The sequence below is a fragment of the Alteromonas sp. 14N.309.X.WAT.G.H12 genome (genome assembly GCF_036697315.1).
Taxonomy (GTDB): Bacteria; Pseudomonadota; Gammaproteobacteria; order Enterobacterales; family Alteromonadaceae; genus Alteromonas.
The window spans coordinates 1-16,483 of record NZ_JBAHZB010000076.1; the positions used below are offsets into that span (position 1 = coordinate 1).

10 protein-coding genes are annotated in these 16,483 nt (G+C 45.0%); 4 read left to right on the top strand and 6 right to left on the bottom strand.

Annotated elements, in window-relative coordinates; genetic code table 11:
• The 5 genes from gtfA to V5298_RS15470 form a co-directional block, all read right to left on the bottom strand.
• A partial coding sequence (gene gtfA / locus V5298_RS15450) for a sucrose phosphorylase (protein WP_332932342.1) occupies positions 1-1,294 on the bottom strand: 1,294 nt, incomplete at its 3' end.
• A gap of 71 nt (positions 1,295-1,365) precedes the next feature.
• Positions 1,366-2,577, bottom strand: coding sequence for an MFS transporter (locus V5298_RS15455; RefSeq protein ID WP_332932351.1), 1,212 nt, complete (start codon positions 2,575-2,577; stop codon positions 1,366-1,368).
• Positions 2,578-2,707: 130 nt separating this feature from the next.
• Positions 2,708-5,212 (bottom strand): TonB-dependent receptor, encoded by a 2,505-nt coding sequence (locus V5298_RS15460; RefSeq protein WP_332932343.1) that lies wholly within the window; start codon positions 5,210-5,212, stop codon positions 2,708-2,710.
• 275 nt (positions 5,213-5,487) lie between these two features.
• Positions 5,488-8,076: a TonB-dependent receptor gene (locus V5298_RS15465; RefSeq protein WP_332932344.1), complete on the bottom strand. Its 2,589-nt coding sequence runs from the start codon at positions 8,074-8,076 to the stop codon at positions 5,488-5,490.
• A 163-nt stretch (positions 8,077-8,239) separates the two neighbouring features.
• The gene (locus tag V5298_RS15470) at positions 8,240-9,445 is read right to left on the bottom strand and encodes a glycoside hydrolase family 32 protein (protein ID WP_332932345.1); all 1,206 of its coding nucleotides are present in this window, start codon (positions 9,443-9,445) and stop codon (positions 8,240-8,242) included.
• On the opposite strand from V5298_RS15470, the gene V5298_RS15475 reads away from it, so the two are divergent.
• From V5298_RS15475 to V5298_RS15490, 4 genes are all read left to right on the top strand, one after another.
• Entirely contained in the window at positions 9,433-9,891 is a 459-nt protein-coding gene (locus V5298_RS15475) for a substrate-binding domain-containing protein (protein ID WP_332932346.1), read from the top strand. The two genes, V5298_RS15470 and V5298_RS15475, sit on opposite strands and share 13 nt — an antisense overlap.
• A 136-nt stretch (positions 9,892-10,027) precedes the next feature.
• Positions 10,028-11,266, top strand: a complete 1,239-nt coding sequence (locus tag V5298_RS15480; RefSeq protein WP_332932347.1) for an MFS transporter — start codon at positions 10,028-10,030, stop codon at positions 11,264-11,266.
• A gap of 141 nt (positions 11,267-11,407) precedes the next feature.
• On the top strand, positions 11,408-12,628 hold the full coding sequence (gene sstT, locus V5298_RS15485; RefSeq protein WP_332932348.1) for a serine/threonine transporter SstT: 1,221 nt from the start codon (positions 11,408-11,410) through the stop codon (positions 12,626-12,628).
• A gap of 88 nt (positions 12,629-12,716) precedes the next feature.
• The gene (locus V5298_RS15490; RefSeq protein WP_332932349.1) at positions 12,717-14,813 is read left to right on the top strand and encodes a diguanylate cyclase; all 2,097 of its coding nucleotides are present in this window, start codon (positions 12,717-12,719) and stop codon (positions 14,811-14,813) included.
• A gap of 97 nt (positions 14,814-14,910) precedes the next feature.
• Here the strand turns inward: V5298_RS15490 and V5298_RS15495 are convergent, their stop codons facing one another.
• The gene (locus tag V5298_RS15495) at positions 14,911-16,392 is read right to left on the bottom strand and encodes a tryptophan halogenase family protein (protein ID WP_332932350.1); all 1,482 of its coding nucleotides are present in this window, start codon (positions 16,390-16,392) and stop codon (positions 14,911-14,913) included.
• Positions 16,393-16,483: the final 91 nt, after the last annotated feature.

Here is a 16,483-nt window from a genome sequence, read left to right on the forward strand (position 1 = left end):
GTGTATTTCTGATTTCAATGAGTTTAATCAACCCTTGTACCACCGGTTTAGCTAAAGCCTTATCGATACCCGCTTCATCGATGTAAGGGCGGTTAATATCTCGTCCAACATGGGTTTTGGCAAGCAATGCCATGTCGTTGGTGGCAGCAAGAAACCCTCCATAATACACCTGGGGAATGCCAGGGCTAAAAAACTGGATAGCGCGAGCTAAGAGGTACTTATAATCATCCTGGGCTAAGGCGTCGTAGTAGGTGCAATTAACCTGATAAAGATCTACGTTACTGGCAGCGGCGCCCGTAGCACGGCGAGATTCCCCATTGGAATTAGCATGGATGCGCTCAACCAAGTGATCTATTTCATGCTCATTTAGCAGTCCGGGTTTGTTCTCACTTGCTCCTACATCCACAATGCCAATACCGTCATGGGTATCCAATACGGTGACACAGTTTCGCGGGGCAATGGACAGCCAGTGTGCTAGCGCTTTCCCATCGTTAAAAAGAAGGGTATGAAGGACAAGTGGCGGTAGCGCAAAATCGTATACCCAGTCGCAACGCTTGGCAATCTCAATCTGGGTTTCATAGTGACTGTGGATCTCCACCAAACATTCCATCCCCATTCCCCGGGCACGCTGGCTTAACGACTCAATAAAGGCAAAGGTTTCTTCCAGCATAAAGCAGTTGGTGCCCGCCCGTTTTATGGCATAACCGGCGGCATCCAGACGAATTAAATCAATGTTGTTCTGGGTAAATGATTCTAAAATGGAGGAAAGGTAGTTTTTACCTTGTTCAGACTCCACATCAATATCGATTTGGTTCGCGGTGAAGGTGGTCCAAAAGGGCACGGTTTCTTCGTTGTTTACCTTGTAGTCGGTGAAAAAAGAAGTTGGGCGAGGACGGAAAACCTTAGCTATATCTTCACTGTTCCCTTGGGGAAACACGTCTTCTTTGGTTAAAAAAAGCGGCCAGTATTGGGAATCCCGTCCGTGTTGCAGCACATCTTTAAATGCCGGGGATTGGGCAGACATATGATTGACAATGAGATCCGACATAATATCCAAGGAAGTCCCAAGTTGTTTGATGTCATCCCAAGTACCTAGACGTTTATCAACCATGGTGTGATCAATGGGATCAAACCCCGCGTCTTCGCCATCGAAGGGGTAGTAAAAGGGCAGTATGTGTACTCCCTTAAACAAGCCGTTAAACGTTTCATTCATCAAACGGTTAATACCGGCAAGGGTGCCTTGTCCTAATCGGTCTGCGTAGGTGATAAGTTGAACGCCGTTGCGTAAAGACATAAAAACTCCATAAAAAACTATTTTTGTACCGCACAGAATGTTCAGTGCGAGTCTTGGTCAAGGTAACGTGATCAGTGGGTGCCGTATTCCTGCTGCTCAATTCTCTGTAATCTTGAACGGGTCGGTTGCTTAATGGCGTTGTACAGAAGGCCAATAAACAGCAATATTGAAAAACCGTTTGCGACGATAAAGCCATATTTTGCTTCCCCTCCGTAGGCATCACTTACCACGCCCATAATGAAGGGGCCGACGGCGGCGCCTGCGGCGGTGAAAAATAGAATAACGCCGGCAACGGAACCGTGTTGGCGTTTCTCAAAGCAGCTAATGCCTTTTGAATTAAAGGTGGGGTAGATCACTGACATAAAAATGCCGGTTAAAGGAAACAGAAAAACGGCGAGGGATGGCCCGGCCATTAATCCAGCGATAAAACACAGCATGATTAAGAAGCTAAATAGCACCAGTACTTTGGTCCAGTCGAAACGTTGCATCATCCAAATGCCAACAAAACGGCCTAGTGCACGTAAGACGAAAAACGCAGACACAGAATAGATAGCGAACCATTGGGTGAGGCTATCGGTGTAACAGGAATACCCCATTTCACCGGTGGTTGGGGTACAGAGTAAATAGCTCGGCATCCACACGTAGATGGCACTTTCTGCGGCCACATATAAAAACGCGCCCACGGAGAAAGCCAAGGCATAGGGATCCTTTAATAACGTTAGGCTATCCATAAGCCGAACAGGCTGTTTTTGCTGAAGTTGATGTTGGGGGTAATTCACGGTGAGGGCTAACACAATAAGTAGGGTGCATAATGTGCCCGCAATCACATACAACCATTTCCAATGGATACCTTGGGTAATAAGCCAGGCAACCAGTATGGGACCAATAATCGCCCCCACACCGAAAAAGGCTTCTGCCCCATTCATGGTGCCAGTGTGTTCTTTGGTGGAACGTGAAATGTCACCTATCAGTGCCAGTGCGGCGGTTTTAAATACGCCCACGGCCAGTCCTGACAAGCTAATTAAACTTAAAATAAAGGTGAAGGTACTACCAAATAAAAATAAATAGCAGGAGGTGGCAAACAGGGCTAGACCAAGTATCAAGGTTTTTTTGCGACCAAACTTATCCGCTAAAAAGCCAAGGAATAGTCCGGAAAAGGCAATGCCTATCATAAATAATGAATGCATTAAGCTGGCTTGGGTATTTGATACACCAAACTCCAGTTTAACTTCCTTGATGATTTCCCCTACTGAATCGGATGTCATTGCAAACATCATAAACATCAAGTAGGTCAGGTAGCGAATGAGACCAAGATTGTGTTCGCCTGTTTGGTTTGCTGCCATGTCTATTTACCTTTAGTACAAGTGCTACAAAGTAGGTGGATATGTCGCGGGTTCCCCCGCGACATACGGCTTAATAAAAGGAATACTTCAACTGAAGCGATGAAGATCTTCCACTAATGGGTCGAGCACGGATAATATCGCCCGCAGATGCCGCACTTTCTTCCGACTCTGTAATCACAAATTCGTCGGTGGCATTGTTAACATTCAATGAAACGGAAAATTGGTCCGACACATACCAGGTTGCAAATAAGTTAGCCACCACGTAGGCATCTTGTTTCAGTTCATTGCTGTCTTGCAGATAGTATTCAGAAGACCCTTGAAATGATGCGCCTAGGGTAAAGGCATCAAAATCATATTGAGGGATAACGGTATAAATAAAGTCGGCTTGTCGGCGAGGGGTTTTGCCTACAAGGGCAGGGTTGAACTTGTCCTCGCTAATCTCGGCATCGGTCCAGGTGGCATTACCGGAGATTGAAAATCCATTGTCAAAGTCGTAGTTTCCTTCAAACTCTACCCCTGTGGCCTCATATTCACGAATAAATGTAAGCCCACTGGTGACTTCAGCCTGGGTATCTTCTGTAATTGTGCTAAATACGGTGGCGTTTAATTGCAAATGTCTCGTGGCATATTTCAAGCCAGCTTCAAGTTGTTTGGTTTCGTCAAAACCTGAGGTTGTGCTGGTTAAGCTGCCATCGGCATTAAGGGTACCGGCAATTTGTAATAAGCGGTCGGCAATGGCGCGTCCCCCTTCGCTATAGCGGGCAAAAAGGGTGAGATCGTCACTGTACAGATAAGATCCCCCCAACGAAAACGAGGTGTTGCTAGCATCGTAATTGACAATCTGGCTGGTGGCGTTGGCACGATTAAGCACGATGACGCCGCCGCCAAAGCCAAAACCATTGGAAGCCGAAGCATCTTCCGTGTTACCTGAGATAACCCCATCACCGTTGAGATCCACATCGGTGTTGCCACCACAACATGAATTAATCATTTCGCCGTTGGCTTGCACCGTGTCGTAACGGGCACTTAAATCAAACAGCCAGTTATCACCCACTTCAAACCCAACATTAAGGTACGGGGCGGTGGTGGTGTAGTTTAGGTCCCATTCGTAAGACAAGAAACTCGGTGCCCACAGCCCTTGGTCGACCAGTGCGTTGCCATCGGCATCTTCGATGTGCAGATATTGGGAATTCGTGCCATCCACGGTTTGAATATAGGTATTCCAACTGTTCCAGCTAATGCCAATGTCCTGTTTGGAATAATAGTAGCCAGCCGTCACAGACACGCCATTATCAAATTCTTTGCGCAAACTAAAATCGTTGATCATATTGCCCAAATCGTTATAGGTGGCGTCAAACAAGAGGTTGACGAAAGCCAGGCCATCATATTGTTCCCCGGCGTTAGGGCCGTTAGCCAAGGTCACTGAGGTCGATGCACAATTAAATGGATTGCCGTCACCATCAAGGGCCGAAGCGCAAATGTTATCAGCCATGGAGCTTGCCGATTGGGGGCCGTAATCGCCGAGGGTGTCGGTAAAGGGGGCGATAAAGCCACCACCTATGTCTGAGATCCTGAATTTATTCAGCAGATAAAGTTGGGGAGCCACTTCTAAATCGGCTTCGAAACCGAATGCGGTGACTTCAGATTCTATGCCGTCCGTCAGATCACGGTTTACCCCATTGCCAAATGCATCGAAGGTGGAAATATTGGTGGTGTATGGGGATTGCAGGGTTTCACTGCTGGCGTCAAAATTCTCAACGGCTCCAAAGCTGCCGTTACTTTTTACTTTAACGGGGGCGGGTAAATAGGTGGTCACTCTGTCATCTAAATGTTTAAAGTAGAAACGTAAATGGCCGTTGTCGAGCAGTTGGGTGACATTGAATTTTATCTGACCACCTTGGTCGCCGTTATAGCCCGTATCACGGACCCCTTCGCCCCCTCGGGCAAACCCGCCAATATGAAAATAAAGGTCGTCGTTAATTTCGCCGCCGTAGGCAAAGTCTAAACGAAACTCTTCATAATCCAGGCCAAAAGACGTACCGATTGAGCCCCCTCCTAGTTCACCGGTGTCACTGATGAGGTTGATTACCCCACCTGGGGAGTTGCTTGCAAAGGTAGAGGCAGAGCCGCCTCTTACTGACTCAACCCGTTTTACTGACCAATCATAGCGAAGAAAGTTATCGGTGTTGGCAAAGTTAATATCCCCGTATTCCAGTACGGGTAAGCCATCTTCGTGGATTTGCATAAACTTGGAGCCCCCGGTGGCTAAGGGGATCCCCCGAATTGTAATGTTAGCGTTACCGCCTCCACCGGAAGATTCCGCTCGTATGCCAGGTAACGCCCGGAATACCTCTGCCGTAGAACGAGGGGCCAGTTTCATCACCGCTTCTTCATCAAATGAACTGACAGAAACACTGGTTTCTTGTGCGGAGATCCCAGCGGGACTGGCGGTGACAACAATTTGTTCATATTTGTTTGGATCTTGAGTTTTGTCGCTATCTTGAGCTAGCGCCATGCCGTTTAATCCTAATAGAACGGCTGCGCTTAATATATTTTTCGCATATGTGGTGTGCATCTAAATTCTCCAAAGCCAAGCATGATCCTCTTATCACTCAGTTAACGATTGGTGAGCGAAAAGATAACGTGGTTGATAATCGGGAAAACGTTTTCTTAATCGATTAAGAAAACGTTAGCATGGAGATTTTCTTTTGTAAATAAAATGTTTTTAAAATAATGGCCGGTGTTACACTCCGTTCACAGAAAACGTTAAAGTCATAAACTTAAAATTATTTTAATTTCAGAGGGTTAAATTCTAGTGGAGAAATTAACCCTCTATTTTTCATTTCGGCTTTAGAATGTGTAGCGAATACTCGCCAAAGCACTTCGTCCTGTAATTGAACGCATTCTTACGAATTCATTGGTAAAGGGTTCGGTGGCAGCCACCGCCGCATCTTCACCTTCTGTTAAACCAATTTCATCGGTTAAGTTATTGACGTTGACAGATACGGATAACTGGTCAGTAAAGTAATAGGTAGCAAAGACATTGGTTGTTGTATAGCCAGGCATGACCAATACGTTTTCGTTTCGTACATAGGAGTCGGTGGTACCCACAATATTGACCCCGACAGAGTATGAATCGGTATCATAAGAAACGAGGGCAGAATATACCCAGTCGGCTTGGCGTTGAGGGGTGTTGCCAATAAATTCAGGAAATAAATCATCATCGGCGATTTCTGCATCTGTCCAGGTGACATTACCTGAAAAGTTGAGATTGCCCCAGGTATAAAACGCCTCAATTTCGATGCCTGACGATTCATAATCCCGCAGTGATAAGGGGCCACCTGGATCCCGGCTTTCACCCACCACTTCGGTGGTTTCAGCGAAGAAGTAAACAGCATTAATGTCAAAATCGTCCATGCGGTATTTAATACCGGCTTCCCACATGGTGACATCGTTTTCTATGCGATCATCATCGATATCACCCACGCGTTGGCCAAAGCCTGAATGTTCGGGATCGACGACATTCTCCGGTGTGTATACCAATCCAATCAACCTTTCTGAATTGGCGCGATAGCCCAGCGAGTAGCGTGCAAATACACTTAAGTCAGTGGCGAGTAGGTAATTCCCCCCTAAGGTATAAGAAAAATAATCATAATCGAAATCCACGGCGAATTCGGATTGGGTATTGGGAAGTACCACTTGTTGTTCCACAGGTTCAATAACACCATCGTTATTGATGTCGTAATCCGTTGCACGGATTGCATTAACATCTAATGAACGTTGACCTGTGGTTCGGCCAGAGTCGTAGCGAATGCCGGCATCTAGGGTAAAATCATCCATAAACAATGTGGTATTAAAATAGTACGCATCTGTTTTGGTGGTAAGGTCGAATCCACCAGTGCAACAATTTCCCCATTCAACCGCAGCATAGGAAATGAGTCCGCCTTTTGTCAGTGTTTCACCGGTTAAATCGTCTATCACATCCACATAGGCGGCATTCCCATCGCCTTCAACAGACGTTAAATAGGATGGCCAGTTGGTATAGGATTCGATGGATTGTTCTGAGTGATACCAACCAGTATGGATCTCCATTTCTGTAGAATCTGAAATAGTAATCACTTTTCCAAAATCCATATTGTTCATCAGATTATCCATATTCTGCATTTGGGTATGGAAAATATGGTTAATGGCTAACGGCGTCGTGGCATCCAGTGCCTGACCTGTTTTGGGGCCAGTTGCATAGACGTAACTGAAATCCGTTCTATCGGATGTGCCGGCAAGATAATTGCCTACATAGGTACCACGATCTTCCTGAGTGCCTACAGACGCGGGGAAGGGAACGACAAAATCCCCTTTAATATCGGCGATTTTGAATTTATTCAGTAAAGACCATCCGTTTCCAATGTCGTCTAAGCTAAGCTCGAAGCCAAATTGTTTAACATCAGAATGCATGCCTTCAGATAGGTTACGCTGGCTAAGGGTGCCGTCTTCATTGATCACTTCTATGGTGTCAGTATAGATACTTTGCATTGTTGCATTGTTTGCAGAATATCCAGGGATAGAATGGTATGAAGGATCCGCATTGGTGCCACTTACAAGCATGGGCGTTGGCATATAACCAATTGCACGATCATTGAGAATTTTAACGTTTCCGCGGAGATAGCCCCCATCAAATTCCCGGGTTAAATTGGCCTTGATTTGCCCCCCTTTATTGACATCATATCCCGCTTCTCGTGGACCTTCTCCTACACGATAGAAGCCCCCGATATGGCCGTACCAGCCATTGCCCCAATTGTGTCCTGCGTCAAAATCGAAGCGGGTGCTGTCATAGGTAAGGCCCTTTGTCACAGCCAGAGAACCGCCGCCATTTCTCCCTGTTTTACTGATAAAGTTAATTACGCCACCGGGAGAATTACTGGCCAAGACCGAAGAAGAGCCCCCACGAATGGCCTCAACACGAGCCACATTGCTATCTGCTCTCAAAAAGATATCGGCGTTACCAAAGGCAATATCACCGAATTCTAAAACGGGCAGGCCATCTTCCCAAAGTTGTAAGAATTTAGCCCCACCTGAAGCAATAGGAAGACCACGAATTGCAATATTTGCATTACCGTCACCGCCGGATGACTCTGAGCGCACACCAGGAATTTGACGAAGAATCTCCGCCGTTGTGCGAGACATCTGAAATACAGGGCTTTGTGCATCAATACTTGAAATAGAAACTGATGATTCCAAGGGATCGCTACTTCCGCCAGGCACTGCGGTAACGAAGATCACCTCAACGTCATCGGGTTTTTGTTCTTCTTGAGCCGCTAATGCGGGATGGGTCATTGATAACAAACCTACAGCAGCACTGGCGATAAACCCGGAAATAGCAACAGATAAAGGTGCTTTCTTGAAGCTAGCCTGAGTGCCTTCCGTTGTTTTTGTGTGAGCCATGTGGCCTCCTATTCGTGTCATTTTTTTGTGTTTAAGGTGGATATGACGATCTTTCAACTAAATGTCCATCGTTAGACATTCCAAGGATAATAAAATAGTCCTTTTGACTAACGATGGACATTTCACAAAATATTTACGCTATTGCAGCAAATATGTGTCCTATTTATTCACTTTTTGTGTGCCAAATTGAGCAAAGTGGCTGTATCTCGAGGTTATGTAAGGAAAAATCTACGTTTGGATTATTGATGCCAAGGTGCAGTTGGGTTAAATCTTCTTCAGAAAAATACAATAACGTAGCAAGACTTTTCCCATCATTGGCGAATAGCTCTAGAGAGGATGTGTCCTTTAAAAGCGTTAATTGAATGCCATGGGTTAGGTCAATGGGGATATGTATCTTGTTAGAAAACATGGCATTGTTTATTTTATGGCTTACCTGGGAACGATCGATAATCAGTTCGTTGTCCTTTAGGCTGAAGGTCAGTTTGAGTTGATCGCCCACCGTACTAGAAAAAGCCATACACCAACTGGATGACGCCATGTTTTGCCAACTGGCATGTAGCTTAATTTGACAATGCTCCGGTAGACAGAGCTGCTCGGTGAGATTATCTTTATTGATTATCTTACGTTCTTGATGGTGTAAAGAGGGGCCCAAGAACAGGTGTTCAATTTCTCCAACTGGTTGATGGGTTAATCGTATACCCTGTTCCGTTTGTTGTAGTCCAAGTTCCCGTGGAAAGGTCATTGCTCCGCGCCATGGGGCTGTGGGCGTATCTTTAGCGTATTCCCAATTTGACATCCAGCCGATCAAAATACGTCGACTATCAGTCGAGGGCATGTCGCTCCAGGTTACCCCCGCATAATTGTCTGGGCCATAATCCATCCAAAGGGTCTCAGTGTGGTCCGCCCGAAAGTGCTTGCCATCAAATTCACCAATGAAATATTGGGTTGCTGAACCGCCATTGGGGCCGCCAGGATTGATGCTGACTAACAGGATCCACTTTTGCAGCCCAGTCCCTTCTACCTTTAAAGGGAAAAGATCTGGGCATTCCCATACCCCACCGTGGGCACCAAGATCACGACCAAATTCACTGGAAAGTGTCCACTGTTTTAAATCGCTCGAATGATAAAATTGAATCACTTGATCGACGGCTAACGACATGATCCACTGCTGATGCTGCTCATCCCAAAAAACCTTAGGATCCCGGAAATCCGCTAATTCTGGGTTGGTTAGCACAGGGTTTCCTTCGTACATTTGCCAAGATTCACCACCATCTGTGCTGTAAGCCAGACTCTGTGACTGAACATTGTGCATTGTGCAATTGGTAAATATTGCCACGAGGGGAAGATGATGGCCCTGTGGCGACACCATTGCGTAGGCAAGGTTTTGAAGCTGCGATGAAGGAAGCCGCCCTTACCATTAATACGGATTGGTTGCTGTATAGCCAGCCCCGTAGCAGTGAAGAGGAAATGACATGGCTTGAGGCCACACTCTCTTCTTTAATGAACAAGACTCCCAAACCCAGTGCGATTTTATGCGGTAATGACAAAATGGCTTTTCGGGTAATGATGATTTTAAGGGCGAGGAATATTGATATACCCGCTGAAGTTTCGGTGTTAGGTTTTGATGATTTCACCATGATATCCGAAAGTACGGTACCTTCTCTTACCACCGTTTCCCTGCCTTATTACCAAATGGGACGCCGCGCCGTAGAACTGGCTTTAGATATGATTGAATCTGGTGAAAGGCCCAATAGTGTGGAGCAGATGAAATGTACTTTAGTGAAGCGTTCATCTGATCGCCTTGTGATTAACTGAGAATTTATTCGTCCGAAGAAAAACATTGTAGATAAATAGCCACAATGAATTCCCATTGCTCTTAATGTCTTACGTTAGACAGTCTGGGGTGGACGGATTCAAGGGCGAAACACCAATATAAGCTCTGGAGCGTGAGATGAAATTTAAAATGAATCAAGATTACTGGCTATTAAGTGGCGCCTTTTTCTCTTTTTTCTTAACTTGGTCTTTTGCTTTTTCTTTATTTCCCATTTGGTTGAATCAAACCATAGGCTTAACTGGAGAACAAACAGGGCTTGTTTTTAGCGTAAATTCAATAACTTCACTTTGTATAATGCCCTGTTACGGTTATGTGCAGGATAAGCTGGGCTTAAAAAAACAATTACTCTTTTTCGTTGGCGCAATGCTGTTGTTGTCTGGGCCATTTTTAATTTATGTCTATGCCCCTCTTCTTACCGTTAATTTAATTTTAGCTGCCGTGGTAGGTGGTGTGTTTTTTGGTGTTGCATTTGGTGCTGGTGTTGGTGCGCTAGAAACCTATATAGAGCGGGTTAGCCGAGTGGTTGGGTTTGAGTTTGGTAAAGCGCGTATGTGGGGGTCGTTAGGATGGGCCACCGCCACCTTTTTTGCTGGCTATCTATTTAATATTAATCCAAATATTAATTTCGTCGCGGCCTCTTTTTGTGGTGTTATTTTTATTATTTTTGTATTTATGGTGCGCTCTATAAATCATCCGGATGCAGAGGCGAAAACGAACAACCCTGGGCCGCTAAAAGTACAAGATGCATTACATGTTTTGGCAATCCCCCAATTTTGGGCTTTGGCCACATTTGTCATGGGGGTTGCCTGTATTTATGGCGTTTATGATCAACAATTCGCAGTGTTTTTTGCTGCTCAGTTTGAGAGCCTAGAGCAGGGCAATGCCATGTTTGGGTATTTGAATTCTTTTCAGGTATTTCTGGAAGCGGGGGGCATGTTTCTCGCGCCATTTCTGGTGAATAGGATAGGGGCTAAAAATGGGCTGATACTCAGTGGTGCTGTTATGGCCCTTCGTATTCTTGGTTCAGGGTTTGCTGATGGGCCTCTAGAAATCTCGGTAATGAAATTATTACATGCTGTGGAACTACCCATCCTTCTCATTTCCTTATTTAAATACATTTCCGTTACCTTTGATGCCCGTTTATCTGCCACCATCTATATTGTGGGTTTTCAATTAATGTCACAGTTTGTTTCTAGCTTTTTGTCTATTGTTGTCGGGAAAATGTACGATACCATTGGCTTTGCCGAGTCATATAAAATTTTAGGTGTCATCGTCTTGGCATTTGTTGTGCTGTCCCATTTTCTACTATCAGACAACCTCGCCAAAAATCGGGAAGATTCACCGCAACCCTTTTGACGATGGTGTGTGTTGCCTACCGAAATTGACTGATTCTTAATCGCCTGAAAGGTCACGCTACCTCGACAGAGATTAAAGAGTTCATTTTTTTGTGATGATGCTTTATGGTGCAACCTGCAAAAAATACAATGGATCTTTTCTATGTCCTCTACAGCTTCTTTATCTTTGTTGCAGCGTTATATGAACGGCAATATCGTACTGCAAATTGCCGTCGGTATCGTTTGTGGTGTTGGGCTTGCTGTGTTGCATCCCGATTCGGCCCGTGCTTTGGGTTTACTTGGCGAACTTTTTGTCAAAGGGCTTAAAGCCATCGCCCCGGTGTTAGTCTTTATACTGGTGATGAGCTCCATTGCCAGTCACAAGAAAAATCAGCAAACCCATATTAAACCTGTATTGCTGCTGTATTTAATGGGGACATTGATCGCTTCGGTTTCTGCGGTGCTGTTCAGTTTCGCTTTTCCATCCACCCTGAGTTTAGTGACTTCTGATGTCAGCCAATCTGCACCAGAAGGCATTGGCGAGGTATTACATACATTGCTGTTTAATATGGTGGATAACCCAATAAATGCGTTGGTGAATGCCAATTACATCGCGCTGTTAACCTGGGCTGTGGGGTTGGGTTTAGGATTGAGGCATAGTACGGAAACAACCAAGACCGTATTACATAATATGGCCGAAAGTGTGACCTTTGTGGTGCAGTTCGTTATTCGAATGGCGCCCTTTGGTATTTTTGGTCTGGTTGCCAATACGGTGGCAAGCACCGGTTTTGGGGCGTTGCTTGGCTATTCTCATTTGCTGATCGTGTTAATTGGCGTCATGGTCTTTATCGCACTGGTGACTAACCCTTTATTGGTCTACTTAACCACGCGCACTAACCCTTATCCATTGGTTTTTAAATGTTTGAAAGAAAGTGGCATTACCGCATTTTTCACCCGCAGTTCAGCGGCAAATATTCCGGTGAATATGGCACTGTGCGAGCGTTTAAATCTAGATGAAGATACCTATTCTGTCTCTATTCCGTTAGGAGCCACCATTAATATGGGTGGGGCGGCGATCACCATTACCGTTTTGACACTCGCTACCGTGAACACCTTAAATATTGCCGTTGATTTCTCTACGGCAATATTGTTAAGTGTCATCGCGGCGGTCTCTGCCTGCGGAAGCTCTGGCGTGGCAGGAGGCTCTTTATTGTTAATTCCCCTAGCATGTAGTTTATTTAATATCCCGAATGAAGTGGCCATGCAGGTGGTGGCGGTGGGCTTTATTTTAGGTGTACTTCAAGACTCAGCAGAAACGGCATTAAACAGTTCTACCGACGTGTTATTTACTGCGGCGGCTTGTCACAGGGCGCAAACAAAGTAAGTTAACTTGCTATAAATAGTGGAAAAAAAGCTGAGTGCATCTAATATGAACATGTCATGCTAGTTAAACTCATTTATCCAGGTAGTTCATGCGCATAATAAATTTATTAGGATTTATTTTGCTGATGCAACTTTCCTTTGCGTATGCTCAGGATTTCGGAAGTGTTGAAGATCTTAAAGCGGCAATTCTGGCAGCACGGGAAGCAGGGAAGTTACAACAGACAGAAGAGCTCACAGAAGAACTCGCAGCCTTAGCAGAAAAGCATACCAATCCTGTGATGGCGGCTGATGTATTAGTGGTGCGTGCGCAAAATGATATTAGCCATAATAAATATCAAGATGCCGTTGATAAACTCAAAATGGCTATTCCCACCTTTAAAATTGAAAATAAAGATGCCTCACTGGCCAATGCTGTGACTTATTTGGGCTATTGCTACTACAACCTTTCTGAATATGATCTCGCGCTGGATAATTATTATCAGGCCAAAGCCCTATTTGACACCCTTTTAGACACCCGTGGCCAGAGCATGGTAAACAGTTACACCGGTTTGGCACTGAGTGCTATCGGTGATTACGAAGGGGCCATCATGGCCTATAAAACCGCATTAGAAACGGCCATTGAAGCAGGGTATGAAAATGAAACTTCCCAAGCGTTTTATAGCCTTGGCGGGCTCAATGCGAAATTGGGTCATCATCGACAGGCATTGGAGTACTTTTCCAGTTCCCTTGAAATCGATGAAAAGCAGGGAGAAATACAAAATATCGCGTTTAATAATGGCCTTATCGCCGAGTCCTTGTACCACCTTAAAGATTTCGTACAAGCGAAAAGACATGCCACTACGGCTATTCGCCTCTTTGAACAAACAAAATCCACTGAATATGCAGGCATGTATAAGTTAACCCTTGCCAAAATATATAGCGCATTAGGTGAATTTAACAAAGCCCAGGCAATTATTGATGAAGTGTATGAGCAGGCCGAAAATAATTTTCCTGCTTTGGCCCTCAATACCTTGTTAGTGGCGGCGGATCTGGCGTTAAAAACCGGCAGTTATGAGCAAGCGATTCGTCTTGCCGATATGGGGATTTCACGAGCCAACAGTGCTGAGCGTATGCCGGTGGAAGAACAATTTTTTGAAATAAAGGTGTCGGCATTTGAGCAAAGTAAGCAGTATGAGAAAGGCTATCGTGCGTTACAAGCCTTAATGGAGATAAATAAAAAGCTGAATGATGAAGGGAAACTAAAAGCCATTTCTGTTGCTCAGGCTCAAACAGAAGCAATACGTAGCAAGTTGGAGTTAGAGTTACAAACCAAAGAACAGGCATTACAAAAGGCGGCGCTAAACCGGCAGCTGTTACTGAGAAATGTCTTTATCGTGGTGATCCTCTTTATTTCTGTTTTGGTCTTTTTTCTGTTTCGCAGGCAATTGCTACGTAAAAACAATCAATTTCTCAGTGAACAGGTTCGCATTCAAACACGGGAGCTCAACGAAAAAAATGCACAACTTGTGCAAGCATTAAAATCGGTGGAATCTGACAGTATTACCGATGCATTAACGGAACTAAAAAATCGTCGCTATTTGGAAAAATTTATCGATACGGACATGATGTTAGTGGATAGAGAATATAGCGATTGGCGACAAGGCAAAAGTCCTAAGCCTCTGCGTTCAGATCTTGTTGTTTATGTATTGGATATTGACGATTTTAAAGCCGTGAACGACACCTATGGTCACCATGTTGGCGACGAAATATTGGTGGAATTTGCGAAACGGATAACCCGGGTGTTTCGACAGTCTGACTATGTTGTGCGCTGGGGGGGCGAAGAGTTTTTGGCCGTGGCCAGATTTGTCAATCGTAAAAGTGCATCGCGTTTAGCTCAACGTATTATCGAGACGATTAATGATGGGCCTTTTGTTGAACATGAGGGAAAATTACTCTCTGTGACTGCTTCAATCGGGTATGCCTGCTACCCATGCATCATTAACAATGAGCAAAATGGTCACTGGGACAAATTGTTTGCCATTGCCGATGCCTGCTTGTATCTGGCTAAAGATGCCGGTAAAAATACCTGGATAGGGCTAGAGTCAATCCACGATATGACCTGTTTGGATGAGGAAGTTAATAAAAATACACTGACTCAGTTCATACAACAAAAACGGGTAACGGTTAAACGGGCAACCCCTGGGTAGCAAGGTAGTAAGCTGGGCTGACAAAGGGACAAGGTGCCTTTTATGGCAAAAGACACCTTGTATGTATGGTCGAAGCGCTTGCTTCGTCTATGAAGTTTTACGAGCAGTATCTTGCAATATAATCTTGATGTGGGGGTAATTTATCCACGGTTCTCGATATGCTTTGGCTAATGCCATTTAACAAGGCTTCTAACTCTTGGCGGCTCATGGTATCAACAATAGGGTGGTAACTGTCAGGCATTAGGCCTTGTCCTATCATTACTTGCTGCCAAGAATCGTCGAATAATTCACTGCCTTCACGAAAAACGCGGGCAGTTTTCTTAAATAATTCAACGCGATGGGAAAGGGAATCAGGGATCTCCATCTGCCGGCAATGGCGCCAAAATGGCGAGTCAGTCCGATTGGTAACGTGATAATGCAAGATAATAAAATCACGAATATGCTCAATATCAAAGTCGGCTTGGCGATTAAACTCAGTCACATCTTCCTCAACAATGCCATCAACGGGGAACATACGCAGAAAACGGACGATCCCTTGCTGAATAAGATGAATACTCGTGGACTCTAAGGGTTCTAAAAAACCACTGGCTAAACCTAATGCCAGACAGTTTTTATTCCATTGTTTGCGCCGTCGACCAGCGCGAAAGCGGATGATCCTAGGTTGTGTTAAAGGTTGCCCTTCGATATTGGCCTGTAATGTGGAGATGGCGTCATCGTCTGACAGATAATTGCTGCAAAAGACTAACCCGTTACCCACCCGGTTTTGCAACGGAATACGCCATTGCCAACCGGCTTCTCTGGCGATACTTCGGGTATAGGGAACCGGCGTGGAGACAGACTCTGTTTGAACGGCCACTGCGCTATCGCAGGGTAACCAGTGGGACCAGTCTTCATAACCCGTATGCAATGCTTTTTCAATCAATAACCCCTTAAAGCCGGTGCAATCAATAAAGATGTCACCTTCAAGAATTTGGCCATTATCTAACACCAAACTTTCGATAAAGCCGCTATCTTCCGCTAAGGTGACTTCGGCGATTTTGGCATCGATACGGATAAGGCCTTCTTTTTCTGCCAGATTTCGCAAGAATAATGCGTACTTTGTGGCATCCATATGAAAAGCATAGTTAAGGCCATTTTTGGGCAGATGTGCAAATTTATTTGCCTGCGCGGATTGGCGTTCTAAGCAGTAATCACCAAAATCCGTCGCCAATCCCTCTTTTAGCCCTCTTAACCAAAAATGCTGGAAGCCGGCAGCCCAGCAATCTTTGCCGGTGACGCCAAAGGCGTGGAAATAAGCCTGATCCACGTCTTTCCAGTTTTCGAAATTAATCCCGAGTTTAAAGGTGGCATTGGTTGCCGCCATAAACTCCTGTTCATTAATTTTAAGGAGTTTATGGAAAAAGACTAAGGTTGGGATTGTGGCCTCACCCACACCAACGGTGCCGATGTCTGAGCTTTCAACCAAGGTGACGTCAACTTCTTTTCCTAACAATCGGGTAAATGCAGCGGCGGCCATCCAGCCAGCGGTGCCGCCGCCTGCAATTACAACACGCTTTTTTTGTTTAGAAGAATCATTCATAACTACCTCTGAAATACTACTTTAAGTTGTTTGCTAACCAGGCTTTAAATTGGCGTAATGTCGCTTCGTCAATGTCACCAAGGGGGCCTTG

Bases quoted from the DNA above. Each gene is read 5' to 3' on its own strand.
- V5298_RS15480 (WP_332932347.1), top strand. From the start codon at position 10,028: ATGAAATTTAAAATGAATCAAGATTACTGGCTATTAAGTGGCGCCTTT.
- V5298_RS15490 (WP_332932349.1), top strand. From the start codon at position 12,717: ATGCGCATAATAAATTTATTAGGATTTATTTTGCTGATGCAACTTTCC.
- V5298_RS15470 (WP_332932345.1), bottom strand. From the start codon at position 9,445: ATGGTGTCGCCACAGGGCCATCATCTTCCCCTCGTGGCAATATTTACC.
- sstT (WP_332932348.1), top strand. From the start codon at position 11,408: ATGTCCTCTACAGCTTCTTTATCTTTGTTGCAGCGTTATATGAACGGC.
- V5298_RS15460 (WP_332932343.1), bottom strand. From the start codon at position 5,212: ATGCACACCACATATGCGAAAAATATATTAAGCGCAGCCGTTCTATTA.
- V5298_RS15455 (WP_332932351.1), bottom strand. From the start codon at position 2,577: ATGTTTATGATGTTTGCAATGACATCCGATTCAGTAGGGGAAATCATC.
- V5298_RS15465 (WP_332932344.1), bottom strand. From the start codon at position 8,076: ATGGCTCACACAAAAACAACGGAAGGCACTCAGGCTAGCTTCAAGAAA.
- V5298_RS15495 (WP_332932350.1), bottom strand. From the start codon at position 16,392: ATGAATGATTCTTCTAAACAAAAAAAGCGTGTTGTAATTGCAGGCGGC.